Annotated in this window: 42 protein-coding genes and 1 tRNA gene; 7 read left to right on the forward strand and 36 right to left on the reverse strand. The window is 62.3% G+C overall.

The features are described 5' to 3' along the window. Nucleotide 1: 1 nt before the first annotated feature. The 5 genes from GXP39_08090 (at nt 2) to GXP39_08110 (ending at nt 2,269) form a co-directional block, all read left to right on the forward strand. The gene (locus GXP39_08090; GenBank protein ID NOZ27996.1) at nt 2-433 is read left to right on the forward strand and encodes a hypothetical protein; all 432 of its coding nucleotides are present in this window, start codon (nt 2-4) and stop codon (nt 431-433) included. 365 nt (nt 434-798) lie between these two features. Beyond that, entirely contained in the window at nt 799-1,032 is a 234-nt protein-coding gene (locus tag GXP39_08095; protein NOZ27997.1) for a hypothetical protein, read from the forward strand. Nucleotides 1,033-1,151: 119 nt separating this feature from the next. After that, a complete protein-coding gene (locus GXP39_08100; GenBank protein ID NOZ27998.1) occupies nt 1,152-1,646 on the forward strand; it encodes a YccF domain-containing protein in 495 nt (164 codons plus the stop codon). 94 nt (nt 1,647-1,740) lie between these two features. Beyond that, complete coding sequence (locus tag GXP39_08105; GenBank protein NOZ27999.1) at nt 1,741-2,049, forward strand: hypothetical protein; 309 nt, start codon at nt 1,741-1,743, stop codon at nt 2,047-2,049. Nucleotides 2,050-2,197: 148 nt separating this feature from the next. Then, nucleotides 2,198-2,269: transfer RNA gene (locus GXP39_08110), tRNA-Gly, on the forward strand. A gap of 190 nt (nt 2,270-2,459) precedes the next feature. On the opposite strand, the gene tsaA is transcribed toward GXP39_08110, so the two are convergent. Next, nucleotides 2,460-2,939: a tRNA (N6-threonylcarbamoyladenosine(37)-N6)-methyltransferase TrmO gene (tsaA, locus tag GXP39_08115; protein NOZ28000.1), complete on the reverse strand. Its 480-nt coding sequence runs from the start codon at nt 2,937-2,939 to the stop codon at nt 2,460-2,462. A 291-nt stretch (nt 2,940-3,230) separates the two neighbouring features. Here tsaA and GXP39_08120 point away from each other — a divergent pair, with 291 nt between their 5' ends. Together GXP39_08120 and GXP39_08125 are read left to right on the forward strand one after the other, a co-directional pair. Then, nucleotides 3,231-4,580 (forward strand): nodulation protein NfeD, encoded by a 1,350-nt coding sequence (locus GXP39_08120; protein ID NOZ28001.1) that lies wholly within the window; start codon nt 3,231-3,233, stop codon nt 4,578-4,580. Nucleotides 4,581-4,596: 16 nt separating this feature from the next. Further along, nucleotides 4,597-5,487, forward strand: a complete 891-nt coding sequence (locus tag GXP39_08125; GenBank protein ID NOZ28002.1) for an SPFH/Band 7/PHB domain protein — start codon at nt 4,597-4,599, stop codon at nt 5,485-5,487. 159 nt (nt 5,488-5,646) lie between these two features. On the opposite strand, the gene mog is transcribed toward GXP39_08125, so the two are convergent. From mog to GXP39_08300, 35 genes are all read right to left on the reverse strand, one after another. Further along, nucleotides 5,647-6,237 carry a molybdopterin adenylyltransferase gene (gene mog / locus GXP39_08130; GenBank protein NOZ28003.1) on the reverse strand — a complete coding sequence of 197 codons (591 nt, stop codon included), beginning with the start codon at nt 6,235-6,237 and terminating at the stop codon, nt 5,647-5,649. Nucleotides 6,238-6,255: 18 nt separating this feature from the next. Beyond that, entirely contained in the window at nt 6,256-6,648 is a 393-nt protein-coding gene (gene rpsI / locus GXP39_08135; GenBank protein ID NOZ28004.1) for a 30S ribosomal protein S9, read from the reverse strand. A gap of 43 nt (nt 6,649-6,691) precedes the next feature. Further along, on the reverse strand, nt 6,692-7,120 hold the full coding sequence (gene rplM, locus GXP39_08140) for a 50S ribosomal protein L13 (GenBank protein NOZ28005.1): 429 nt from the start codon (nt 7,118-7,120) through the stop codon (nt 6,692-6,694). Between the two features lie 67 nt (nt 7,121-7,187). Beyond that, a complete protein-coding gene (gene truA / locus GXP39_08145; protein NOZ28006.1) occupies nt 7,188-7,982 on the reverse strand; it encodes a tRNA pseudouridine(38-40) synthase TruA in 795 nt (264 codons plus the stop codon). Nucleotides 7,983-7,984: 2 nt separating this feature from the next. Continuing rightward, entirely contained in the window at nt 7,985-8,356 is a 372-nt protein-coding gene (gene rplQ / locus GXP39_08150) for a 50S ribosomal protein L17 (GenBank protein ID NOZ28007.1), read from the reverse strand. A gap of 133 nt (nt 8,357-8,489) precedes the next feature. Further along, a complete protein-coding gene (locus GXP39_08155; protein NOZ28008.1) occupies nt 8,490-9,527 on the reverse strand; it encodes a DNA-directed RNA polymerase subunit alpha in 1,038 nt (345 codons plus the stop codon). A gap of 86 nt (nt 9,528-9,613) precedes the next feature. Beyond that, nucleotides 9,614-10,249, reverse strand: a complete 636-nt coding sequence (gene rpsD / locus GXP39_08160; protein ID NOZ28009.1) for a 30S ribosomal protein S4 — start codon at nt 10,247-10,249, stop codon at nt 9,614-9,616. Nucleotides 10,250-10,354: 105 nt separating this feature from the next. Beyond that, nucleotides 10,355-10,753: a 30S ribosomal protein S11 gene (gene rpsK, locus GXP39_08165; GenBank protein ID NOZ28010.1), complete on the reverse strand. Its 399-nt coding sequence runs from the start codon at nt 10,751-10,753 to the stop codon at nt 10,355-10,357. A gap of 94 nt (nt 10,754-10,847) precedes the next feature. Further along, on the reverse strand, nt 10,848-11,231 hold the full coding sequence (rpsM, locus tag GXP39_08170; GenBank protein ID NOZ28011.1) for a 30S ribosomal protein S13: 384 nt from the start codon (nt 11,229-11,231) through the stop codon (nt 10,848-10,850). 69 nt (nt 11,232-11,300) lie between these two features. Further along, nucleotides 11,301-11,414: a 50S ribosomal protein L36 gene (gene rpmJ / locus GXP39_08175; protein NOZ28012.1), complete on the reverse strand. Its 114-nt coding sequence runs from the start codon at nt 11,412-11,414 to the stop codon at nt 11,301-11,303. Between the two features lie 47 nt (nt 11,415-11,461). Beyond that, on the reverse strand, nt 11,462-12,262 hold the full coding sequence (gene map / locus GXP39_08180; protein NOZ28013.1) for a type I methionyl aminopeptidase: 801 nt from the start codon (nt 12,260-12,262) through the stop codon (nt 11,462-11,464). 14 nt (nt 12,263-12,276) lie between these two features. Then, nucleotides 12,277-12,948: an adenylate kinase gene (locus tag GXP39_08185; protein ID NOZ28014.1), complete on the reverse strand. Its 672-nt coding sequence runs from the start codon at nt 12,946-12,948 to the stop codon at nt 12,277-12,279. Between the two features lie 39 nt (nt 12,949-12,987). Beyond that, nucleotides 12,988-14,280 carry a preprotein translocase subunit SecY gene (gene secY, locus GXP39_08190; GenBank protein ID NOZ28015.1) on the reverse strand — a complete coding sequence of 431 codons (1,293 nt, stop codon included), beginning with the start codon at nt 14,278-14,280 and terminating at the stop codon, nt 12,988-12,990. 11 nt (nt 14,281-14,291) lie between these two features. Beyond that, complete coding sequence (gene rplO, locus GXP39_08195; protein ID NOZ28016.1) at nt 14,292-14,777, reverse strand: 50S ribosomal protein L15; 486 nt, start codon at nt 14,775-14,777, stop codon at nt 14,292-14,294. Then, nucleotides 14,774-14,974 (reverse strand): 50S ribosomal protein L30, encoded by a 201-nt coding sequence (rpmD, locus tag GXP39_08200; protein ID NOZ28017.1) that lies wholly within the window; start codon nt 14,972-14,974, stop codon nt 14,774-14,776. Before rpmD ends, rplO begins: the two co-directional genes overlap by 4 nt. Before the next feature lies 1 nt (nt 14,975). Beyond that, entirely contained in the window at nt 14,976-15,512 is a 537-nt protein-coding gene (gene rpsE / locus GXP39_08205; GenBank protein ID NOZ28018.1) for a 30S ribosomal protein S5, read from the reverse strand. 15 nt (nt 15,513-15,527) lie between these two features. Beyond that, nucleotides 15,528-15,893 carry a 50S ribosomal protein L18 gene (locus GXP39_08210; protein ID NOZ28019.1) on the reverse strand — a complete coding sequence of 122 codons (366 nt, stop codon included), beginning with the start codon at nt 15,891-15,893 and terminating at the stop codon, nt 15,528-15,530. Between the two features lie 44 nt (nt 15,894-15,937). After that, nucleotides 15,938-16,486: a 50S ribosomal protein L6 gene (rplF, locus tag GXP39_08215; protein ID NOZ28020.1), complete on the reverse strand. Its 549-nt coding sequence runs from the start codon at nt 16,484-16,486 to the stop codon at nt 15,938-15,940. A gap of 76 nt (nt 16,487-16,562) precedes the next feature. After that, the gene (gene rpsH / locus GXP39_08220) at nt 16,563-16,958 is read right to left on the reverse strand and encodes a 30S ribosomal protein S8 (protein ID NOZ28021.1); all 396 of its coding nucleotides are present in this window, start codon (nt 16,956-16,958) and stop codon (nt 16,563-16,565) included. A gap of 98 nt (nt 16,959-17,056) precedes the next feature. Next, complete coding sequence (locus GXP39_08225) at nt 17,057-17,239, reverse strand: type Z 30S ribosomal protein S14 (GenBank protein NOZ28022.1); 183 nt, start codon at nt 17,237-17,239, stop codon at nt 17,057-17,059. 11 nt (nt 17,240-17,250) lie between these two features. Next, nucleotides 17,251-17,811, reverse strand: a complete 561-nt coding sequence (gene rplE / locus GXP39_08230) for a 50S ribosomal protein L5 (protein NOZ28023.1) — start codon at nt 17,809-17,811, stop codon at nt 17,251-17,253. Between the two features lie 21 nt (nt 17,812-17,832). Further along, entirely contained in the window at nt 17,833-18,213 is a 381-nt protein-coding gene (gene rplX / locus GXP39_08235; GenBank protein ID NOZ28024.1) for a 50S ribosomal protein L24, read from the reverse strand. A 23-nt stretch (nt 18,214-18,236) separates the two neighbouring features. After that, nucleotides 18,237-18,605, reverse strand: a complete 369-nt coding sequence (gene rplN, locus GXP39_08240; protein NOZ28025.1) for a 50S ribosomal protein L14 — start codon at nt 18,603-18,605, stop codon at nt 18,237-18,239. A 20-nt stretch (nt 18,606-18,625) separates the two neighbouring features. Then, complete coding sequence (gene rpsQ, locus GXP39_08245; protein NOZ28026.1) at nt 18,626-18,898, reverse strand: 30S ribosomal protein S17; 273 nt, start codon at nt 18,896-18,898, stop codon at nt 18,626-18,628. Nucleotides 18,899-18,901: 3 nt separating this feature from the next. After that, entirely contained in the window at nt 18,902-19,123 is a 222-nt protein-coding gene (gene rpmC / locus GXP39_08250) for a 50S ribosomal protein L29 (GenBank protein ID NOZ28027.1), read from the reverse strand. Next, nucleotides 19,120-19,560 carry a 50S ribosomal protein L16 gene (gene rplP, locus GXP39_08255; GenBank protein ID NOZ28028.1) on the reverse strand — a complete coding sequence of 147 codons (441 nt, stop codon included), beginning with the start codon at nt 19,558-19,560 and terminating at the stop codon, nt 19,120-19,122. The genes rpmC and rplP overlap by 4 nt, the downstream gene beginning before the upstream one ends. A 56-nt stretch (nt 19,561-19,616) precedes the next feature. Beyond that, nucleotides 19,617-20,267, reverse strand: a complete 651-nt coding sequence (gene rpsC / locus GXP39_08260; protein ID NOZ28029.1) for a 30S ribosomal protein S3 — start codon at nt 20,265-20,267, stop codon at nt 19,617-19,619. Nucleotides 20,268-20,296: 29 nt separating this feature from the next. Next, nucleotides 20,297-20,644: a 50S ribosomal protein L22 gene (rplV, locus tag GXP39_08265; protein ID NOZ28030.1), complete on the reverse strand. Its 348-nt coding sequence runs from the start codon at nt 20,642-20,644 to the stop codon at nt 20,297-20,299. A gap of 67 nt (nt 20,645-20,711) precedes the next feature. Beyond that, the gene (gene rpsS, locus GXP39_08270) at nt 20,712-20,996 is read right to left on the reverse strand and encodes a 30S ribosomal protein S19 (protein ID NOZ28031.1); all 285 of its coding nucleotides are present in this window, start codon (nt 20,994-20,996) and stop codon (nt 20,712-20,714) included. 26 nt (nt 20,997-21,022) lie between these two features. Beyond that, nucleotides 21,023-21,859, reverse strand: a complete 837-nt coding sequence (rplB, locus tag GXP39_08275; GenBank protein NOZ28032.1) for a 50S ribosomal protein L2 — start codon at nt 21,857-21,859, stop codon at nt 21,023-21,025. Between the two features lie 111 nt (nt 21,860-21,970). After that, the gene (gene rplW, locus GXP39_08280; GenBank protein ID NOZ28033.1) at nt 21,971-22,261 is read right to left on the reverse strand and encodes a 50S ribosomal protein L23; all 291 of its coding nucleotides are present in this window, start codon (nt 22,259-22,261) and stop codon (nt 21,971-21,973) included. A 23-nt stretch (nt 22,262-22,284) separates the two neighbouring features. Further along, entirely contained in the window at nt 22,285-22,929 is a 645-nt protein-coding gene (gene rplD, locus GXP39_08285; GenBank protein NOZ28034.1) for a 50S ribosomal protein L4, read from the reverse strand. Nucleotides 22,930-22,939: 10 nt separating this feature from the next. Continuing rightward, nucleotides 22,940-23,590, reverse strand: a complete 651-nt coding sequence (gene rplC, locus GXP39_08290) for a 50S ribosomal protein L3 (GenBank protein NOZ28035.1) — start codon at nt 23,588-23,590, stop codon at nt 22,940-22,942. A gap of 117 nt (nt 23,591-23,707) precedes the next feature. Continuing rightward, the gene (gene rpsJ, locus GXP39_08295; protein ID NOZ28036.1) at nt 23,708-24,016 is read right to left on the reverse strand and encodes a 30S ribosomal protein S10; all 309 of its coding nucleotides are present in this window, start codon (nt 24,014-24,016) and stop codon (nt 23,708-23,710) included. A 75-nt stretch (nt 24,017-24,091) separates the two neighbouring features. After that, the coding region (locus tag GXP39_08300) for a hypothetical protein (protein NOZ28037.1) at nt 24,092-24,183 on the reverse strand (92 nt) is incomplete at its 5' end.

Genomic DNA, 24,183 nt, shown 5'->3' on the forward strand with positions numbered 1-24,183 from the left:
CATGCAAGCCGTAGGTTCCCTCAAGCGCTGGTTCATGCCTAACATCCACGCCAGCGCAGATGAGTACAAAGCCACATACACAGCATCCGCCCAATCTGTTACAATACCCATGGAAATCCGTTCACTAGAGGCTGCCATGGAAGCATTTCGGGCTTTCGTCGATATGGTACGTGACATACCATCGGTGGAGCAGGTGCGAGCAAAGTTCGCTGGCACCTATCTGCACATTGTTACCTACGCCAGCGGCAGCACAAAAGAAGAGCGCCGTCAGATTTATCGTGCAGAACTCGCGTTGGCGGATCGCTACCCAGATCTACACTTCGAGTTTGACCTCATAGATCGACGAGGATACCCGGTTATCGACAAAGAAGAGACGGGTAAGTGGATCGAGCGCATACGCAGCCTACCCAACACAGCCGATGCAATTCAGTAAAACCGCCCACTTACAGAAAGCAGATCACAATCGTCAATTCTCAGACGACATCACCCAATTACCTGATGACTATCGAGATTGGCGGATAACCGCCATCTTCTACGCAGCGCTGCATATTCTACAAGCTTACTTCGTCGCCAAAAACACAGAATATCCTACCAAACACCAGGAGCGAGACGAACTCATTCAGCGGGATCCCAACCTGCGAACCCTTTGGGATGACTACAGAGAGCTCAAAACGCTATCTGTGACCAGTAGATATCAATGCCTCCCCATCAACGACTTTGACATCACAGAGGCCAAACAACACTTTGACGCTATTCGTAATCACGTTATGTCGCTGCTGAAATAGATGAGCTTTCCACATGCGACGCCGCAAACGCCTCTCCGCCGCCATCCACGCCCTCGCCCAAATGACAATCCGCAACCAACAACACATCCTGGCCAGAGCATGGGCCTGGCTGGCAGATCAGCTCGTGCGGCGGCCCGCCCTGCCGCCGGCCGCCGTGTGGGAGCGGCCGTCTGATCCAGAGATGGCGGCCAGATTCGATCGGTGGTTGGCAACAGGCGAGAGGCAGTGGGTGTTCATCGCATGTTAGACAGATGAGGTGGCACGGTGGGATGGAGATTTCGCAAAAGCATGAAGATTGCCCCAGGCGTCAGGCTTAACATTGGGAAGCGAGGGGCAAGCGTATCATTTGGCGGTCGTGGAGCCCGCATGACAATCGGAAAGAGCGGAACGCGGGTGACAACAGGGATACCAGGCACAGGCCTGTCATACACTACTAAGCTGAACAAAAAGAGCCGGAGTAAAAAGCAAGCCGTCACTGTTTCCAAGAGGACTAGCTTTTTCTCGCAGCTCCTGTGGTTCCTTCTCGTTGGCTGGTGGCTAGGGGCCATCATTGTAATCATCGCCTACATCTGCTTTGCATTGATCATCACCATACCTATTGGAGTTAGTCTTATCAACCAGCTTCCATCCATAATCGCCAGAAGAAGATCATCGGCTATCGCCCCAATGCCTAGTCAAGTCCAAGTGAAGCAACGAAATTTCCTTATTCGAGCCGCATGGTTTGTCTGCGTCGGGTTCTGGCTCGCTTTTCTTTGGATGGTTGTCGCTTATGCACTATGCTTGACGATCATAGGAATGCCAATCGGATTCTGGATGTTCGAACAAACGCCGGGGATTCTAACGCTACGGAAATCTGCGTGAGAGAGAAAGGCGATCGCCGTTTCTGCACAGAGGAAGAGGCCCAAGAGGCCAGCTTTAGGCCTCCCAAGAAGTGAACATCCAAGGAGACTACCATATGGGTATCAAAATTGGGGACTATACGTTCGAGGGCCCATACACAGACACGAGCAAGCTTCAGGACCACTCCGGCGTCTATGCCATCATCTGCTACCAAGATCAACGGTATCACCTGGTCGATGTCGGAGAATCCGCAAATGTCAAAGAAAGAGTTGAAAATCATGACAGGAAGGAATGTTGGAGTCGTAATTGTCCTGGTACCCTGATGTTCTCGGTTCTTTACACCCCCAATCTTCAACAGCCTGGTCGCAAGAAGATAGAGCAAGATGTCAGAAATAAGTTCAATCCGCCTTGCGGAGAAAAGTAATACCCACCCTGATACTCAGGCACACCTAGCAATGTACTGGTCCGATCGACACTCAGCCTACCCAGCCTAAAACCGTGTCGTGCATAGTCACGAACCACAGCATCTAGTGGTGCATAGAGGGGAACACGCTACATCTCGGCGCACCGAAGCGGGTGTAGTTCAGTGGTAGAACGTCAGCTTCCCAAGCTGAATGTCGTGGGTTCGAGTCCCATCACCCGCTCCTGTGATATATAGAGGTGCCTCTCTCCATGAGCCACATCCTGTGGTGCGAGAAGGGAGAGAGGCATTTGCGTTTATAGAACCACAGCTTCGCCCGGCCGACCAGCCAGCTCCCTCGCTCGGATCCTTCACTCGTCCCGCACCTTGAATCGCCAGGGTCTCGACAACGAGATCGTGGCAGACATCAACGTCTATCGAAACCGGTCATCCGATCGTTTGCTTTGCACCTTCCCCTGCGCCCGTTCCAGCCACCCCACGCGCTCCACAGGAAGCGGATCAAACTCGGGCACGTATGGTTTGATATCTAACAGCGGCGTCCCGTCCAGGATGTCCACGTTCTCGATATACAACACGTTGCGCTCAACGCGTATCAGCCTCACGACGGACAGCCCGATCGGATTGGGGCGCTTCGGCGCTCGGGTGGCGAACACTCCATGCGGCTCCGAATCCATGAAGGGAACGACCGTGAGCCTGACTTCCCGCGCTCGATGGAAATGATACAACAGGATGATGTGAGAGAAACCCTCCAGGTCCTTCAGCCCCTCAACGAACTCGGGCCAGACCTCGACCGTGCCCTGAACGCCGGCCGCCCCTGCGGGCTGGATGGGCATCCCCGCAATATCCTTGAAGGGACTACGCACAACACCGATAGGTCGATATCGAATCTCCATGAGAGAAAACAACTCCCCGACCACAGGATCTTCACCCCAGGCCGACGTCATATCCCACTATATCACGCCCTCTGACCCAGCGTCAACGCAAGCAAGCAGCTGCCCGCCGACACGACGTTGACACCCCGACGCCCCCATGCTACAATCTGGGTGGAAGCGGGTCCTGTCACCTGCGCAATCATGCGGGGGGACCTTTTCCCTTCTACGTGGGTGCCAATCGAATCGCTCTCCTCCTTTCCTGCCTGCCAGCGCCTCTCGCGTGGAGAGGCGTTTTCTTATCGGGACTTTGCGATGCGAATCCGCCAACAGACAGCCCTGCGGGCCCAACGCCTTATCCTACGAGCCTGGATCATCATCTTGATCCTCGGCGCATCGGCGATCGCGATCCTCCCCTCCAACGCCGAACAGCCCGGGAAGGTGATGAAGCTCGAGGTACGTGGCGTCATCGATCCACTTGTCGCCCAGTACGTCGAGCGGGGCGTCCGCGTGGCCAACGAGGCCCAGGCCCAAATGGTCATCATCCAGCTGGACACGCCCGGCGGCCTTGACACCGCGATGCGTAAGATCGTCCAGGCAATCCTGAACTCCGACGTGCCCGTCGTCGTCTTCGTCTCCCCCTCGGGTTCCAGAGCCGCCTCGGCCGGCGTCTTCATCACCGTGGCCGCCCACATCGCGGCCATGGCGCCGGGCACGAACATCGGCGCCGCCCATCCCGTGGACATGAGCCAGAGCGAGATGTCGGCCACGATGCAGGACAAGGTCACCAACGACGCGGTAGCCTATATCCAGGCCATCGCCCAGCAGCGCGGCCGCAACGCCGAGTGGGTGGCACAGGCGGTCCGACAAAGCGCCGCCCTCACCGCCCAACAGGCGCTGGAGGAGAACGTGATCGATCTGGTGGCGGCGGACCTCCCCGCCCTGCTACGCCAGCTGGACGGGCACCGGGTCGCCGTCAACGGGAAGTCCGTGGTGTTACGGTTGGAATCGCCCACCATCGAACCATACCCGATGACTTGGCTGGAGGTGATCGCCCACGGCGTGATCGATCCCAACATCGCCTATATCCTCCTCACCTTGGGGACCCTGGCCCTCATCGCCGAGCTGTACAATCCCGGCGCCATCCTCCCCGGCGTGAGCGGGGTCATCGCCCTTATCCTGGCTTTCATCGCCCTAGGAAGCCTCCCGGTCAACTGGGGAGGCATCGCCCTGATCGTCATCGCATTGGCCTTCTTCGTCGCTGACATCAAAGTCCCTGGCTTCGCGCTGAGCGTTGCCGGCGTGATCAGCTTCGTTCTGGGATCCCTTTTCCTATTCAGCCCATTCACACCCACCACGCCCAGCATGCCCCAGCTGTCCGTCAGCCCCTGGCTCCTGGTGGTCATGACGGCCATCCTCGTCAGCTTCTTCGGGATCGCGGTGACGGCAGGCCTGCGAGCCCAACAACGCACGGCCCTGATGGGATCACATGTGCTGATCGGCAAAATCGGCATCGCACAATCCGACCTGACCCCCCAAGGCGTGGTCCAGGTGCAAAGCGAGACATGGACGGCCATCGCCGACGATGCGCCGGTGAGCGCCGGGGAGACGATAGAGGTTACCGGAACCGACGGCCTGCGCCTGCGGGTACGTCGCCTACGCTGAACCAGGAGAGTCCATCATGCAAAACCTGCTGAGTACCCTCATCACCGCCGTCGTGCTCCTCATCCTGTTGATCCCCCTCGTATACCTGTCCGTCAAGATCGTGCGTGAATATCAGCGCCTGGTGGTCTTTCGGCTGGGCCGCTGCATCGGGGAGAGGGGCCCCGGGCTGGTGTTGCTGATCCCCTTCGTCGATCGCCCCGTATGGGTGGATTTGAGGGAGGTATATCTAGAGGTCCCAAAACAGACCTGCATCACCAAGGATAACGCCCCTATCGACATCGACTTCCTCATCTACTGGAAGGTCATCGATCCGACGGCCAGCGTGGTCCAGGTGGGCGACTTCGCCGGGGCCTCCCAGGGCATCGCCACCACCACGCTGCGCGCCGTCATCGGCGATATCTCATTGGACGACGTGCTGGCCAAGCGCGAGGACATCAACCAGGTGTTGCGGGTGAAGCTAGACGAGGTGACCGAGCGCTGGGGCGTGAAGGTGACCAGCGTCGAGATCCGGGAGATCACGCCGCCGCGCGAGGTGCAGACCGCGATGAACCGGCAGCTCGCCGCCGAGCGAGAGCGTCGCGCCATGGTGACGGAGGCCGAAGGCAAGCGTGAGGCAGCCATCCGAGTAGCCGAGGGCCAGAAGCAGGCAGCCATCCTGGAGGCCGAAGGGAACCGGCAAGCGGCCATCCTTCAGGCGGAGGGGTTCGCCCTGGCTCTGGAGAAGATCTACAACATCGCGCGTACCATCGATGACAAGACCATGAACCTGCAATACCTGGAAACGCTCAAGGCCATCGGCGTCAGCCCGGCCACCAAATTCGTCCTCCCCATGGAGTTCACCAACCTGCTACGCCCGTTTGTGACCTACAGCCAACAAGCCGCTGGCGGCCCGTCAAGCAGTTCATGATCCCCGCCGACCAACAGGCCACGACGCCCGAGGCGTCCTCGGGCACGATCACCCGTGCCCCGAGGCCATCCGCATAGCCTCCGGAAAAGTGAGGAGACACGAAACAAAAAAGGAGACAGCGGATGCTGTCTCCTCATTATCTACCATCTTCGTGACCTGTCAATGCTCGGCGGCGGAATCCTCTCCTGCCTCGCGTCGCTCTAACCACGACTGGAAATCGTCAGCCCACGATGGCTGATCCGCTTCCCTCCCATGCTCGTGGCGCCGATCCTCGCCCTCTACCTCCTGCAACAGGGCCAGACCGTGAGGCAACGCGGGCAGGATCACCTCCAGATTCTCCCGCACCGCCTTGGGGCTGCCCGGCAGGTTGACGATGAGCGTCCGTCCCCGAATGCCGGCGACGCTTCGGCTGAGCATCGCATGAGGGGTAACCGCCAGGCTCGCCGCCCGCATGGCCTCGGCGAAGCCGGGCGTCTCCCGCTCGATCACCGCCCTGGTCGCCTCCGGCGTCACATCGCGCGGGGCAAAGCCGGTACCGCCGGTGGTCAGGATCAGATCCAGCTCCTCCTCATCCGACCACCGCCGCAGGATCTCCTCGATCACATATCGCTCGTCGGGGACGACCTGCTCCGCGACCACCAGCGCGCCCAACCGCTCCCGCACCATCTGCGAGATCAGCGGGCCGCTTCTGTCCTCGGCCACGCCGCGGGACACCCGGTCGCTGACGGTCAGCACCCCCACGCGAAACATCGATCTCTCGCCGGCGACTTAGCGCTTGGTGTACTGCGGCGCCTTGCGGGCTCGCTTGAGGCCGGGCTTCTTCCGCTCTTTGGCGCGGGCGTCCCGGGTGAGGAGCCCGTAATTGCGCAGGACGGGGCGCAGATTCTCGTCCACCTTCACCAGCGCGCGGGCGATCCCCAAGCGCACCGCGTCCGCCTGGCCACTGACCCCACCGCCCTTCACCTGGACGGTGATGTTGAACCGCCCCTCCGTGCCCGTCACCCGCAACGGCTCCAGCAGCCGATGCACCAGCAACGGCCTTGGGAAGTGCTCCTCAAGCGGCCTGTTGTTGACCAAGATCGTCCCCGTGCCCGGGTACAGACGTACCCGCGCCGTGGCGGTCTTCCGGCGACCAATGGCTTCGATATACCTGGCTGACATACCCTTTGCTCCCCCTACAATCGAGCTGAACCGGCCAGCTTCGTTATAATTCCAGCGGCTTCGGTTGTTGCGCCTGATGTGGATGCTCCGGCGACGCGTACACTTTGAGCTTCTTGATCATGCGCCGCCCCAGGCGATTCTTCGGCAACATCCCGCGCACAGCCAGCTGGATCACCCGCTCCGGATGTCTGGCCAGCTGATCACGCAGCGGAATGCTCTTCAGGCCACCGGGATAGCCCGAGTGCCGATAATAGATCTTCTGATCCAGCTTGCGACCGGTCACCCGGATCTTATCCGCATTCACGACGATCACGAAATCGCCACAATCCACATGCGGCGTATAAATGGGCTTATGCTTCCCCCGCAAGATCTTCGCGATCTCGCTCGCCAACCGGCCCAGCGTTTTCCCCGTCGCATCCACGACATACCACTCGCGTTCGATCTCGTTGGGTTTCGCACTATAGGTCTTCACGCTATCCCACTCCTCAACAGACGTAATCCTCGATATTCGGGAAGCTCAGCCCCCGAATCCTCAAGGCTCAGTAGGCGACCTCCATCAGGCACAGGCCACACGGAGGCGCCGGTGGGGCACACTGAGCACGATCCCGTCCCTCCAACACCTGGGCCAGCCACTCCGGCGGCCGCTGGCCACGCCCCACGTAGAGGAACGTCCCCACCAGATTCCGCACCATATGCTTCAAAAAGGCGTTTCCCTCGATGTCAAACCGAAGCACATCACCGTCCCGCACCCACTCGGCACGGAAGATGTGCCGCACCGTGTTCTCCCCTTGAGGCGGCTGCCCGAACGCAGCGAAATCATGTTCGCCCACCAGACATCGGGCCGCCTCCTGCATGGCCCGCTCGTCCAGCGGCTCGGGCACCACCCATGCATAACGCCTCCACAGCGGAGAGCGACGGCCTCCATTCCAGATCGTGTATCGATACCAACGGCTGCGAGCGCTGAACCGGGGGTGAAACCCCTCCGGCGCCCGCTCCAGCCTCCACACGGCGATGTCCTCGGGCAACAGAGCGTTCCAGGCTCGCTCCAGGTCCGGGATGGGATGGCGCCATACCACACGAAACGCCACCACCTGCCCCACCGCGTGCACGCCGGTATCGGTACGCCCCGCGCCGATCACCCTGACGGGCCGGCAGGTGACCGCCTCCAGCGCTCGCTCCAGCTCCCCCTGAACGGTCCGATGCGTCGCCTGCCTCTGGAACCCGAAGAACTCCGTACCGTCGTACTCCACCCGAGCCCGCAGATGGAGCTCCCCATCGAGATCGGCTTCGTCCCCGGCCTGTTCACCCGGGAGACTCTCCCGACCGCGACGCATCATTACTCCACGAGCTCCAGGATCACCATCTCAGCCCCATCTCCCTTGCGGGGACCCAGCTTGATGATCCGCGTGTAGCCGCCCGGGCGATTCTCGTAGCGCGGAGCCCATTCCTCGAACAGCTTGCGCGCCACATCCGGATCGTTCAACTGGGCGGCGGTCAGGCGGCGAGCATGCACATAGTTCCCACCCGGCGCCAGACCACGCTTGGCCTTGGTGATCAGCTTCTCCGCCGCCGGACGCACCGCACGGGCTTTGGCCTCCGTGGTGCGAATCCGGCCGTGCCGAAACAGCTCCGTCATCAGATTACGAAAGAGCGCCCGACGATGACCCGAAGAACGCCCCAACTTATAGCCAGCCTTACGATGTCGCATCCTCTACCCACCTCGAACTATCACGCTCGCTGACACACACGATGGCCGCAGGGCCCCCAGGGGGAGCACCTTGGCCATCACCGCATACCCGTCTGATCACCTACCGACTTCGGGCGGAAACCGCCCGAATCCGCTAACTCGCTTCCAGCTCCACAGGTGACCCGCCGTCCTCCACTTCCTCACCGCCTTCGGCCTCCTCACCGTTCTCGTTGCTGGAGGAGCCCGCCCCCCCGTAGTCAATCACGGAGAGGAAACCCTTCTCGTCCAACCGCGCCAACAACTCCCGCAGCGACTTTCGGCCGAAGTTGCGGATGGCCAGGATCTCATCCTCGCCACCCCGCTCCAGCTTTTCCAGGATCTCCCCCACCTGGGTGATCCCGGCGCGCTTCAAGCAGTTGTAGGCACGCACGGTGAGTTCCAGATCCTCGATGGGCACCTCGTAAATACGGCTGGGAATGCCCTCTTCCTCCTCTACGACCGGCTCGGCCTCCACGGTGTCCACGCCAGCGACCAACTGCAGCAGCTGCACCAAGATCTTGGCGCTCTCGCTGACCGCATCGCGCGGCGAGATCGTCCCGTCGGTCCAGACCTCCAGCACCAGACGGTCGAAGTCCGTCTGCTGGCCCACGCGGGCCCGCTCGACCGTGTAATTCACCTTGCGCACCGGACTGAAGATGGCATCCACGGGGATCTCTCCCAGCGGCAGATCGCCACGCTCCTCCGCCGGCGAGTAGCCCTTACCCCGCTGCACCATCAACTCCATCTCAAAGCCGGCATCCGCCGAGTCGACGGTCAGGAGATAGAGATCGGGGTTCACGATCTCCACCTCCGGCGGGCATTGGATATCACCAGCCAGGACGGGCCCCTCGCCATGAACCTCCAGATAGAGGCGCACCGGCCCGTCCGCATGGCACTTCAGCCGGATCTGTTTGATGTTGAGGATCAACGCCGTCGTGTCCTCTCGCACGTTGGGGATCGGCGAGAACTCGTGATACACGTTATTGATACGGATCGACGTCACCGCCGCCCCAGGCAAGGACGAGAGAAGCACCCGGCGAAGGGCATTGCCCAAGGTGATGCCGTACCCGCTCTCCAACGGGCCGATGATGAAACGGCCATAATTTTGGGAACTGGCGTCACTTTCGATTTTGGGCAGTACTTGATTAAACAAGAGGACCAACCTCCTCCACCATGCCGCACGAAATGACGTTCGCGCGCCCTATCCCGGCCGGGACAAGGGGCCACGAGCGTCCTGAACTAGCGGCTGTAATACTCCACAATCAGTTGCTCATTCAGGGAGACATCAATCTGATCACGCGTGGGAAGCGCAACGACCCGACCGGTCAGTGATTCCGGATCGAAGCTCAGCCACTCCGGCACCGGCCTCTCACCCAGGCGCTCCAACAAATCCTTGAAATAGGCGGTCTTCCGACTCCGATCACGCACACGGATGACATCCCCCTCCTTGACCAGGAAGGAAGGGATGTTCGTCTTGCGACCGTTCACCTCGATATGGCCATGGCGCACCAGCTGGCGCGCCTGCGCCCGGGAGTCCGCCAACCCCAACCGATAGACCACATTGTCCAGACGACGCTCCAACGTGATCAGCAGGGTCGCGCCGGTCAGCCCTTTGCTCCGCTGCGCCTCCCGGAAATACCGTCGGAACTGACGCTCCAAAACGCCATAGATGCGCTTGGCCTTCTGCTTCTCACGCAACTGCACGCCATAATCCGACTCTCGACGACGGAACCGGACCTGGGCGCCGTGCATTCCCGGCGGATAGCCCCGTCTTTCCATCGCGCATTTGGGCGAGAAGCAGCGCTCTCCCTTCAGAAAGAGCTTCTGACCCTCACGTCGACAGAGTTTGCAAACCGCTGCTGTATACCGTGCCAAGAGAACCTCCCAACCTTGAACTCGTGATTACCCGGAGGGGTTTACGGCTTGGCCACCTTCGTCCCCCTCATCCGATCGTCTCGAAGCTTCCTATCCTCGATAACGCTACACGCGCCGCTTCTTCGGCGGCCGGCATCCGTTGTGCGGGATCGGCGTGGCGTCGGTGATCGAGCGGACCCGCAGGCCGGACGCCTGCAACGTCCGAATCGCCGCCTCTCGCCCGGGACCAGGCCCCTTCACGAACACATCCACCTCACGCATTCCCATGTCCATGGCCGCCCGCGCTGCCTCCGTGGCCGCCATCTGGGCCGCGTACGGCGTGCTCTTGCGGGATCCCTTGAACCCCACCGAGCCAGCGCTGGCCCACGTCAACACGTCGCCCTCGGGATCCGTGATGGTGATGAGCGTGTTGTTGAAGGTGGAATGGATATGCACCTGCCCCACGGGCACCATTCGGCGTTCTCGCCGTGACCTTCCCCGTCGTCCAGTCCGTCTCCTCGGCATTCTACCTCCTGCCTCCAAACCCTCGTGATGATGCTATCCTCACGCGAAAACCCGGCAGCCCCCGGAGGGCATCCGGAGGGCCGATCGGGCTTCCCTACTTCTTGGCCCGAGCCCGGCGCCGCCCGGGGACCGTCTTCCGCGGGCCCCGCTTGGTGCGCGCGTTCGTGCGCGTGCGCTGCCCGCGCACGGGCAGATTCCGACGATGCCGTATGCCGCGGTAGCACCCGATCTCCATCAGCCGCTTGATATTCATGGTGACCTCGCGACGAAGATCACCCTCCACCGTATAATTGCGATCGATGAACTCACGCAGCCGGGCGATCTCCGACTCGCTCAGATCCCTCACACGCTTATCCGGATGAATGCCCACGTGTTCCAGGATCTCGCCGCTGGTGGAGCGACCGATCCCATAGATGTAGGTCAAGGCGATCTCGATTCGCTTGTCCCGCGGCAGATCAACACCAGCAATACGCGCCATAGCTTCCTCCCCTCTCAGCGTTCAGACGCCCCGACATGACGGGGCCCCTCCACAGCCGCTCCCGACGCACTAGCCTTGCCGCTGCTTGTGCTTGGGGTTGGTGCAGATCACGCGAACCACGCCCCTTCGCCTGATGATTTTGCACTTTTCGCAACGCCGCTTCACGGACGGCTTCACCTTCATGATATATCCCCCCTCTCACCATTCTCTTCTCACAATCCTGAAACCCTTTACAGACGGGTGAGAATCTCCGGGTCCCCGTTCGTCACCACCAGGGTGTGCTCGAAATGGGCCGACAAACGGCCATCGGCCGTCACCACCGTCCAACCATCCCGCAGGACACGGGTGCGCCACGTCCCCGCGTTCACCATCGGCTCCAAAGCGATGGTCAGCCCGGGCCGCATGACGATGCGCCCCTCCACATCGTGCTCGTTCACGTAATTCAGGACCTGCGGCGGCTCATGCATGGCCCGGCCGATTCCGTGCCCGGTATACTCCCGCACGACGTTGAAGCCCCGCTCCTCCACGTACCGTTGAATCGCCGCCGACACCTCTCGCAATCGGTGGCCGGCTCGGGCGGCCGCGATGCCCGCATACAGGGCGCCCTCCGTCGCCTCCATCAGCCGGCGGGCCTCCTCGTCGACCTCCCCCACCGCGTACGTCCAGGCGGAGTCCCCGTAGAACCCCTCGTAAATGGCCCCCACATCGATGCTGATGATGTCCCCCTCGCGCAGGATGCGCTTGGGGCTCGGGATCCCGTGGACCAGCTCCTCATTCACGGAGGCGCAGATAGTCGCCGGGAAGTCATTACGCCCCGTATGCGGGTATCCCTTAAAGGCCGGCAGGGCATTGCGACGTCGAATCAAGTCCTCGGCGGCCGCATCCAGCTCGGCCGTGCTCACCCCTGGGCGCACCATCCGCCGCATGAGCTCGTGGACCTCGGCGACGATACGTCCAGCCTTACGCATCAACTCGATCTCTTCTCGCGTCTTCAGAATCGGCTGCCGACGCCGCCTCAGCCCACCTCGCATGGCCGACCCTTGCCTCACACTGCCTGCCGCACCGCCGCCAACAGATCCCGATACACCGACGGGATATCCTGCTCCCCGTCGATCTCCACCAGGACGCCCCGCTCCCGATAGTAATCGATCAGCGGGAGCGTCTGCTCAAAGTACACCTGCAGGCGGCGACGGACGGTCTCCTCGGTATCGTCGCTCCGCTGGTACAGCTCGCCACCGCACAGGTCGCACACGCCGGGCTGCTTGGGCGGGTTGAACAGCGTATGATAGGTCGCCTGGCACTTGCGACAGATCCAGCGCCCGGACAGCCGGGCGACGAGCGCCTCCTCGCCCACCTTGATGTAGGGGGCCACGCTCACACGGCGCCCCCTGGCGCTCAGCTCCTCGTCCAGCGCACGAGCCTGGGCCACCGTCCGGGGGAACCCATCCAGGATCGCCCCCTTCTCGCAATCCGGGCGCTCCAACCGCTCCATCACCATCCGGATGGTCACGTCGTCCGGCACCAGCTCGCCGCGATCCATATACCCCTTCGCCAGGCGCCCCAGCTCCGTCTGATTGTTCAGGTGCTCTCGGAACAGATCTCCCGAGGCGATATGAGCGATGCCCAACTCCTCGCTCAGCATACGAGCCTGGGTCCCTTTTCCGGCCCCAGGCGCTCCCAACAGCACGATGTATAGAGGCTCCGTTGTGGCCGCCACGAGTCACCTCTTCGGACAGAGATCGTAACCAGGCATCCGCTACCGGATGAACCCCTCATAATGGCGCATCAAGAGCTGCGCCTCCAGCTGTTTCATCGTATCCAGCACAACACCCACGACGATGAGCAGGCCGGTGCTGGTGATCAGCAGCGTCTGCGTCTCCGTGATATCCCGGGCGATCCAGGGCAGGATCGCCACCACGCCCAGGAACACGGCCCCCACGAACGTGATGCGAGAGAGCACGCCGTTCAGGTACTCCTCCGTGCGCTTCCCCGGCCGGATGCCCGGGATGAAGCCGCCCTGGCGTTGCAATGTCTCCGCCAGGTTCTGCTGGCGGAAGATCACGTCCGTGTAGAAGTAGGTGAATCCGACCACCATGAAGAAATAGATGATCCAATACCACGACCCCTGCGGGTTGAAGAAGTCCGCAATCCCCGTCGCGATACGCGCCACCCACTCGTTGGACGCCCGCTGGAAGTAGCTGGCGACGGTGCCCGGGAAGAGCAGGATGCTCTGGGCGAAGATGAGCGGGATCATGCCCGCCGAGTTCACCCGCAACGGGACGTGCGTGCTCTGTCCTCCCACCATCCGCAGCCGATTGCCACGCATGGCCCGCACCCGCTTCCCATACTGCACCGGGATCCGCCGCTGGCCCTCCTGCACGAACACGATCCCCACCACCGTGATGGCCGTCAGGATGACGAAGGTGATCAGGGCCGTCGGGTTGCTCAACAGGAGCTGTCCCACCCGCTGCGGGACCCGGGCCACGATCCCACCGAAGATGATGATCGAGACGCCGTTCCCGATCCCCTGCTCGGTGATCAGCTCGCCCAACCACATGGCGAACATCGTCCCCGCGGTCAACGAGATCACGGTGGCGATGGTGGGCAGCGGGTACGTGGTCAACCCAAAGTCGGTCAGGATGCCCTGTCGCTGTAACAGGGTGGATTGACCGAAGGCCGAGAGCGCCGCCAGGGGAACCGTCAGCCAGGTCGTGTACTGGTTGATCTTATTCCGACCCTGCTCCCCCTCCTTGGCCAGCTCCTCCAGCTGCGGGATGATGGGCAACAACAGCTGGATGATGATCGAGGCCGTGATGTACGGGTACACGCCCATCGCCATGATGGAGAAGTTGGACATGGCCCCGCCGGAGAACATGTCCAACAGGCCCAGCAGCTGGTTGCTCTCAAAGAGCTGCCGCAAAGCCGTCGTGTTCACCCCGGGCAACGGCACGTGGGCGGCCAGTCGATAGATCACCAGAATCAGGAACGTGATCAGGATTTTATTGCGCAGATCAGGCAGGCGAAAGGCATTTCGCACGGCCTCGAGCATTCCTATCCTCCCTACTCGCTAGAGCGCGGCCGCACCTTCCGTATCTTCACCAACGGGATCTCCTCCACCGTGCCGCCAGCGGCCAGGATCTTCTCCCTGGCGCTCGCGGAGAACCGATGGGCGCGCACCTTCAACGGCCGATCGATCTCCCCTTTGCCCAGGATCACCACCGGCTGTCGGGGCGACTTGATCAATCCGGCCTCCGCCAGGGACTCTGGCGTGACCTCGGCGCCGGCCTCGAACACGGTCAGGCGCTCCAGGTTGATCGGCGCGTAGTAGATCTTCCAGATGTTGGTGAAACCGCGATGATGCGGCAGCCGCCGAACCAGGGGCAACTGGCCACCCTCGAAATAGGGTCGCACCCCGCCACCGGAGCGGGCGTTCTGTCCCTTGCGCCCGCGGCCGGCGTAGGTCCCCCCCTTGCCGGAATTGCCGCGTGCCAATCGCTTGCGCTTCTTCGTCGCGCCTTCGGGTGGACGCAGTTCGTGCAGCTTCATTCCTCAACCTCTTCCACTTGCACCAGATGTTGAACCTTGTCGATCATGCCACGCACCACAGGAGTATCCTCCTGCTCCACAACATCCCCCAGACGACGCAATCCCAGGGCACGCACCGTCGCCTTCTGCCGACGGGAGTACCCGATGGCGCTCTTCACCCATGTGATGCGCAGCCGCTTCGTCCCTTTCCCGGCCATCTTACCGCTTCTCCCGCATCCAGAATGGCAACACCTCTTCCAACGGACGGCCTCGGCGCTGAGCCTCCACCTCGGGATCCTTCAGCTGCTCCAAACCCGCCAGGGTCGCCCGCACCACGTTCAGGATGTTGGAGCTGCCGAGAGACTTGGACAGCACGTCCTTCACGCCAGCGGCCTCCAACACGGCGCGCACGCCACCTCCCGCGATGACGCCGGTGCCCGGAGCGGCCGGCTTGAGCAGGACCTTCGCCGCGCCGTACTCCGCCAGGACCTCATGCGGGATCGTGGTGCCGACCAGCGGGACCTTCTTCATGGAGCGTCGGGCGCGCTCGCTGCCCTTGCGGACCGCCTCCGGGACGCCGCGCGCCTTCCCGACGCCCACGCCGACGCGACCCTTGTTATCGCCCACGACAACGACCGCCCGGAAGCTGAACCGACGGCCGCCCTTCACCACCTTGGCCGTGCGCTTGATGTCGACCACGCGCTCGTCCAGCTCTTCGATCTCTTCTTCGATCCGATTATCTCTTCTGGGTGGCATGTATCCTCCCCATTCCTAGAACACCAAACCGGCCTCGCGGGAGCCCTCCGCCAGCGCCTTCACGCGGCCGTGATACAGATAACCGCCGCGATCGAAGACCACCCGCTTGATGCCGGCGGCCAGGGCCCGCTTCGCCACTAACTCACCGACCTTTTTCGCCTGCTCCGTCTTCGTCAGCCCGGTCAACTGCCCACGCAACTCCGGGTCCAGCGTGGAGGCAGAGACCAACGTCACGCCCCTCTCATCGTCGATCACCTGGGCGTAAATATGATTCAGGCTGCGGAAGACATTCAATCGTGGACGCTCGGCCGTGCCGTGCACCTTACGCCGCACCCGGCGATGGCGACGCAGCCGTGCCTCTCGAGGTGTCAATTTGGCCATACGTACATCGTCCTCCTAGCCCAACCTTTTCCTTGCAAGCCTCATCACATCACGCGGCCCGCTTTGCCCGCCTTCTGCCGGACCCACTCGCCGACATACCGGATCCCCTTACCCTTATAGGGCTCCGGCGGCCGCACATCCCGGATCTTGGCTGCGATCAGGCCCACCAGCTCCTTGTCGATCCCCTGCACGCTGATGTTCCGACCGCTCCGATCCACCTCGAAGGTGATCCCGGGCGGGGGCTGAAACTCCACGGGATGCGAGAACCCCACCTGCAAAATCAGGCGATCCCCCACCAGATCCGCGCGATAGCCGACGCCACGGATCTCCAGGTCCTTCCGGAAGCCCTCGGTCACCCCGGTCACCATATTGGCCAACAGCGCCCGGGTCAGCCCATGCAATGCCTTGTGCATGCGGCTATCGGTGGGCCGCTTCACGGTCAGCACACCATCGGACAATTCGATGATCATATCCGGCGAAAAAGTCCGGGTCAACTGCCCCTTCGGGCCCTTCACCGTCACCGTATTCCCCGGTGCAATCTCAACGGTTACCCCTTCGGGCACCGGAATGGGCAACTTTCCAATACGAGACACCGCTCTACCTCCCCCACACGACCACCAGGTATTCCCAGCCTGTGACCACCCACGCCATCTCTTTCAGCGAACCGGCTCACCACACGTAGCACAACACCTCGCCGCCCACACCCAGGCGACGCGCCTTCCGATCCGTCATGACCCCGCGCGGCGTGGACAGGATGGCAATCCCCATCCCCCGCAAGACCCAGGGGATCTCCTGCCGCTTCACGTAAATCCGTCGGCCGGGCTTGCTCACACGCTTCAAGCCGGTGATCACCGGCTTGCGCTCCTGGTCATATTTCAGGATGATGCGCAGCTGAGGCTGCGGGTGATCTCGGGTCACCTGGTAGTTTTGAATGAAGCCTTCCTCTTTCAGGATGCGCGCGATGGCCACCTTCATCTTGGAGCTGGGCATCATCACCTGCTTGTGCCCCACCATCGCCGCGTTGCGGATGCGAATCAGCATGTCCGCAATAGGATCGGTCATCATAGGCCCTTACTCCATCCTTCCTCACCAGCATATCCATGCGCCCACTCCATCCACACGCCCGTCCCCGGGCCTCCGTGTCGATGGAGTGGGGACATGCATCACCAGCTCGACTTCACCACGCCCGGCAAACGGCCCTCCAGCGCCTCACGGCGGAAGCAGATGCGGCACAGCTGGAAGCGACGCATATAGCCGCGCGGCCGGCCACAGATCTTGCATCGATTGCGCACCCGCACCTTGTACTTCCGTCGGGTCTCCCGGACTATCATGCACTTCTTCGCCACGTTCGCTCTCCTTACGCTGCTGCCTGCTGCGCGGAGCGCCCAAAGGGCATCCCCAACAAACGCAACAACTCGCGAGCCTCCTCATCCGTCTTGGCCGTCGTGACGATGGTCACCTCCATGCCACGCACCTTGTCGATGGAGTCATAGTCGATCTCCGGCCAGACCAGCTGCTCGCGTAGCCCCAATGTGTAATTACCACGGCCGTCAAACGCGTCCGGGGACACCCCACGAAAGTCACGCTGACGCGGCAACGCGATGTTGAACAGCCGATCCAGGAAGTGCCACATCCGATCGCCCCGCAGGGTCACCTTCAACCCGATAGGGTTCCCCTCTCGCAACTTAAAGGTGGCGATCGACTTGCGCGCTCGCGTGATGATGGGCTTCTGCCCCGTGATCACGGAGATGTCCCGGGCCGCGTTGTCCAGCGCCTTGGGATTCTGCAGCGCCTCACCCAGGCCGACGTTCACCACGACCTTGGTGATCCTCGGGACCTCCATGATGTTGCGATATTGGAAACGCTTCTGTAGCTCCGGCACCACCTCATTCCGGTAGCGCTCTTTCAAGTTCGCCATCTACGCCCCACTCCTCTGCGGTTAGCTATCGATCAGTTGCCCGCATCGCTTGCACTCGCGCGCCCGGGAGCCGTCCTCGAACACGCGCATGCGCACCCGCGTGGGCTCATCGCAATGCGGGCAGACGAGCATCACATTGGAGATGTGAATGGGAGCCTCCCGCTCGATGATCCCCACCTGCGTGCGAACATCCCCGGTTCGCCGCTGGTGCTTCTTGATGAAGTTCACACCGGCCACGACGACACGATCCAGGTTGGGATCGCGCACGACCGATCGCCCCAGCTTCTTCGTCATACGGCGAGACAGCCGGCGCTTCCCCCGGATCACGCGCTGCACCTCCCCGCGCTCGCCCGCGTCGTCGCCGCTGATCACTTCCACCAGATCACCGCGTTTGATCCTCATCATCCACCCCACACCCAACACGTCTAGAGGACCTCAGGCGCCAAGGACACGATGCGCATGAAGCCCTTCTCTCGCAGCTCGCGGGCCACCGGCCCAAAGATGCGCGTTCCACGAGGGCTCTTGTACTGATCGATCAACACGGCCGCGTTATCGTCGAACTTGATGTAGGAGCCATCCGGCCGTCCGTACTCCTTCGCGGTCCGCACCACCACGGCCCGAACGATGTCCCCCTTCTTCACGGAGCTGTTCGGCGCGGCCTGCTTCACGGAGGCCACGATGATATCGCCCACCCGGGCGTAACGACGCGTGGATCCCCCCAGCACGCGAATGCAAAGGATCTCCTTGGCACCCGTGTTATCCGCGACCTTCAGCCGACTCTCCTGCTGAATCATGCCGTCACCCTCGTTCTCGCCTATACATCGGCTTCGATGAGTTCTTCGCCCCGAGACAGGATCTCGGTCACCACCCAGCGCTTCTCTCGGCTCAAAGGCCGTGACTCCACGATGCGCACGATGTCCCCCACGCGACACTGGTTCTCCTCATCGTGCGCCTTGAAACGCTTCGAAACCTTGATGACTTTGCCATACAGGGGATGGCGTCGGGTGCGATCCACCCGCACCACCACCGTCTTATCCATCTTGTCGCTGACGACCTCACCGACCAGGGTCTTCCGTCGCCCACGCATCGCTTACTCCTCCGCTTCCAAGGATTGATACCAGGCCGCCAGCTCCCTCTCGCGCAGGATCGTGCGCAACCGGGCGATGTCCCGCCGGACCAGCTTCAGACGCGCGACATTCCGCAACTGCCCCGTCGCATACTGAAAGCGCAGGTTGAAGAGCTCCTGATACGCCTCGTCCAACCGACGGGCAATCTCCTCATCCGTCATCGCACGGATCTCGCTGGGCTTCATCCTCCACCTCCAGCCGCCTCTTCCGGCAGATCCGAGCGCGCGATGATCTGTGTGTGAATGGGCAGCTTATGAGAGGCGAGACGCAACGCCTCCCGGGCCACGGCCTCCGGAACACCGGCGATCTCGAAGATGACCCGGCCCGGCTTGACGACCGCCACCCAGTGGTCCACGTTCCCCTTCCCGCTCCCCATACGGGTCTCCGCCGGCTTCTTCGTCACCGGCTTGTCCGGGAAGACGCGGATCCACACCTTGCCGCCGCGCCGCACGTGGCGCACGATCGCTCGACGTGCGGCCTCGATCTGCCGGCTGGTCATCCAGCACGGCTCCAGGGCCTGCAACCCATAATCCCCAAAGGACACCCGGTTTCCCCGGCTGGCCATCCCTTTCATCCGGCCCCGATGGGCCTTGCGATATTTCACCCGCTTTGGCATCAACATCGTCGCTCAACTCCTTCAACACGCACCCGGCCAATCACGACACCCCGCCGGCGACGTTACGCTTGGGCCTCCTGGCGCTCGGGCAACACATCACCGCGATAGATCCACACCTTGATGCCGATCCGGCCGAACGTGGTCAACGCCTCCGCCTGCGCGTAATCGATGTCCGCCCGCAACGTGTGCCGCGGCACGCGGCCCTCACGCACCGTCTCCGAGCGAGCCATCTCCGCGCCCGCCAGCCGGCCGCTGCACGTGATCATGATCCCCTTGGCGCCAGCCCGCATGGCACGCGACACGGCCTGCTTCATCGCCCGCCGATAGGAGACGCGCCGCTCCAATTGGGAGGCCAGATCCTCAGCCACCAGGTACGCCTCCAGCTCCGGGCGCTCGATCTCGATGACGTCGATCTTGATCTTCTTGTTCGTCAACGCCTCCAGCTTGGAGCGCAACGCGTTCACGTGTTGCCCCTTGCGGCCGATGATGATGCCCGGCTTGGAGGTGTGGATCATCACGTGCACCGCGCCCGGGAAGCGTTCGATCTCGATCTGCGAGATCCCCGCCTGCCCCATCTCCGAGCGGATCATCTCCCGGATCTTGCGATCCTCCTCCAGGAGATCCGCGTACTGACGCCCCTCCGCGTACCAGCGGGTTCGCCAATCCTTGATGATGCCCAAACGAAAGCCGATGGGATGTACTTTGCGTCCCAAAGTTTCCTCCTTACGCCCACATCGCCCAGCTAGGCCGGTTCCTCTTCCCGTAACACCACGGTAATGTGAGACGCCCGGCGAAGGATCGGCTTGAAGCGGCCGCGAGCGCCAAAGCGCCGCCACCGACGTGTCGGAGCCTGATCGGCCGTGATCTTCGCGATCACCAAATCCTCACGGGCCAGGCCGAAGTTCTCCTCCGCGTTCGCGATCGCCGAGGCGATGGTCTTCGCCACCGGCTTGGCGGCCGCCTGCGGCATGAACTGCAACATCACCAGCGCCTCTTCGGCCCGCTTCCCTCGCACCTGATCGATCACCCTCCGCACCTTCTGCGGAGAGATACCGACGTATTTATAAACAGCTCGCACTTCCTCTGCCATCGATCCCGTCCTCGTCTACCTTACCGCAGAGCTTCCATGACCCCGCCGCGCCCACTCTCATGGCCGATCAACGGCGAGCCCGAGTCCCCTTCTCCTTCACGATGTGACCACGGAACGTCCGGGTCGGCGCGAACTCGCCCAGCTTATGCCCCACCATGTCCTCCGTGATGTAGATGGGAACATGGCGTCGGCCATCATGCACCGCGATGGTGTGCCCCACCATCTGCGGGAAGACCGTGGACGCACGCGACCAGGTCTTGATCACCCGGCGCTCGCCGGTTCGATTCATCTCCTCGATCTTACGCAGCAGCTTCGGATCGACATACGGTCCCTTCTTCAGCGACCGAGACACGCCTCACCTCCCAATCCAAACCCGACTTATCGCCGTCGCGCGGTACGCCGCCGCACGATGTACTTGTCCGTCGCCTTGTTGCGCCGCGTCTTGTACCCCAGCGTGGGCTTCCCCCACGGCGTCTTGGGTCCGGGCAACCCGATGGGCGCCTTCCCCTCACCACCGCCGTGCGGGTGATCCCGCGGCGTCATCGCCGAACCACGGACCTCCGGGCGCCATCCCAACCAGCGCTTGCGCCCGGCCTTGCCCAATTTGATGTTGGCGTGATCGACGTTGCTCACCTGGCCGATCGTGGCCATGCAGCGGACGTGGATGCGACGCACCTCGCCGCTGGGCAGGCGGATCTGGGCGTAGTTGCCCTCTTTGGCGAGCAACTGGGCTCCTGTGCCCGCCGCCCGCACGAGCTGTCCGCCGCGCCCCGGGTACAGCTCGATGTTATGGATCACCGTACCCAACGGGATGTTCGCCAGCGGCAGCGCGTTGCCCGGCCGGATCTCGGCGTCGGGGCCGGACATGATCGTATCCCCCACACGCAGCTCCTGCGGCGCCAGGATGTATCGCTTCTCCCCGTCCGCATAGACGATCAGCGCGATCCGCGCCGTGCGGTTGGGATCGTATTCGATGGAATCCACCCGGCCGGGGATGCCAAACTTGTTGCGCTTGAAATCGATGATCCGATAGCGCCGCTTGTGGCCCCCTCCCCGATGGCGCACGGTGATCTTGCCACGCATGTTCCGCCCGGCATGCTTCTTCAAAGGCACCACCAGGGATCGTTCCGGCTTCGTGCGCGTGATCTCCTCGAAGGTGGAGACCGTCATGCCACGTCGCCCGGGCGATGTCGGCTTATAAACCTTGATCGGCATACCCTACACTCCCTTTTGCAAGCTCCTCACCTCTATCCACCTGAACCCAAGCCGATAGCGATGAGAGGACGGGCGATACCGCTTGCGTTTCGCCGCCCGTCCCAATCGGCGTTAGACGCCCTCAAAGAACTGAATGGTATCACCAGGAGCCAGCGTGACGATGGCCTTCTTCCACATGGGGCGCTTGGTCACCAGCCGGCGCCCGTAGCGCCTCATCTTGGCCGGCATGCGCATGATCCGCACCTTCTCCACCCGAACGCCGAAGGCCGTCTCCACCGCCTCCTTCACCTGATGCTTGTTGGCACGGATATCCACCTCAAAGGCGTACTGGTTCACCGGCTCCAACAGATCCGTCGACTTCTCCGTCACGATGGGTCGCTTCAAAACCTGATACACATGCATATCCGCTTACCTCCAGCACGCCATCACGCCGCTTCCGTCGCCTTATCCACGCTCAGGAACCGCCGGATCTCCTCCAGCGCATCCAACGGCAGGATGAGATAGTCATATCCCAGGATGTCCCGCACGTTCAAATATCCGGCGCGCAGGGTCCGCACATCCGGCAGGTTACGGGCGGATAGCTCCACGTTCGGGTTCGCCTCCGCCAGCAGGATCAACGCGCTGCCATCCACCTCCAGAGCATCCAACACGCCCAACATGGCCTTGGTGCGCGGCGTGTCCAGCTGCAGGCTATCCAGCACGATGATCCGCTCCTCCGCCGCCTTCACGGACAGGGCCGAACGCAGTGCCAGGCGGCGCATCTTGCGCGGCATCCGCTTGGTGTACTTTCGGGGATGCGGGCCGTGAGCCACGCCACCACCGACGAAGATGGGGGCGTTGCGGCTGCCGTGTCGGGCCCGGCCGGTTCCCTTCTGCCGATACCACTTGGCTTTGGTCCGGTTGACCTCGCCGCGAGACTTCGTGTCATGTGTGCCCAAGCGCGCATTTGCCAGCTGCCGCACCAGAGCCTGATGCATCACGGCCTGGTTGATCGGGGCTGCGAAGATATCATCGGGCAGCTCCGCCTGCCCTACGACCTCGCCTGCAATGTTACGCAAAGGTACCTGCATCTCCCCACTCCTAGCCCTGTTGCTGTTGCTTCTTGCGCGCTGTGCGAATGATGACCAACCCGTTCTTCGGCCCCGGGACCGCGCCACGCACGGCGATCAGGTTCCGCTCGGGGTACACCTGCACCACCCGCAGGTTCTGCACCGTCACCCGGTGGTTCCCCATGCGGCCCGCCATACGCGTCCCCTTGTAAACCCGGCCGGGCGTGGTCCCCGAGCCGATCGACCCCGGCGCCCGGTGTCGGTCCGACTGACCGTGGGTCTTCGGGCCACCGCCAAAGCCGTGGCGCTTGACGCCGCCCTGGAAGCCACGCCCCTTGGACATGCCCGTCACATCCACGTACTCACCCGGCTCGAAGATCTCCACCGTGATCTGCTGCCCCTCGTTATACTGAGAGAGCTCCTCCTCGCTGATCCGAATCTCCCGCAGATACCGCAAGGGTGGAAGATCTCGCTTGCGCAAATGTCCCAGCTGTCCACGGGTGAGGCGCTTCGGCTTGACCTCGCCCCAGCCCAGCTGGATGGCGCTATACCCATCGCGCTCCGGCGTGCGCACCTGAGTGACAAAACAAGGCCCAGCCTCAATGATGGTCACAGGCGTCACCGTGCCCGACTCATCAAAGATCTGGGTCATGCCTAGTTTTCTACCAAGGATGCCCTTCATACAGACCTCCACTCGGGACTGCCAGCCTGGGCAACGGCCGCACCATCCCCCTTTGGAGCCACCCGCCCAGCGGGTGTTGCCTCCTCTTGTCTCACCGCTCGCGCCGGTGAGGGATCATCACACCTTGATCTCGATATCCACCCCGGCCGGCAGGTTCAGACGAGTCAAGTTATCGATGGTTTTGGCTCCAGGATCCACGATCTCGATCAGACGCTTGTGCGTCCGAATCTCGAACTGTTCACGAGAGTCCTTATCAATGAACGGAGAGCGCATAACCGTGAAACGCTCGATCCTCGTTGGCAGCGGGATTGGGCCCACGACAGCAGCGCCGGTGCGCTCAGCTGTCTCCACAATCTCTCGCACAGACCTATCCAAAATCCGGTGATCATACGCCTTCAGCTTGATGCGAATGCGCTGCTTGGCCATACCGCCTCCACCCTCCGGGAGCCTAGGGGGCGGGCCTACCCGCCCCCGTAGCGTTCATTGTCCTATGCTTACTCGTTACTCGATGATCTCGGTGATGACGCCAGCACCTACCGTCCGACCACCCTCTCGAATGGCGAACCGACTCCCCGCCTCCAACGCCACCGGCA

The organism is Chloroflexota bacterium (assembly GCA_013152435.1).
Classification (GTDB): domain Bacteria; phylum Chloroflexota; class Anaerolineae; order DUEN01; family DUEN01; genus DUEN01.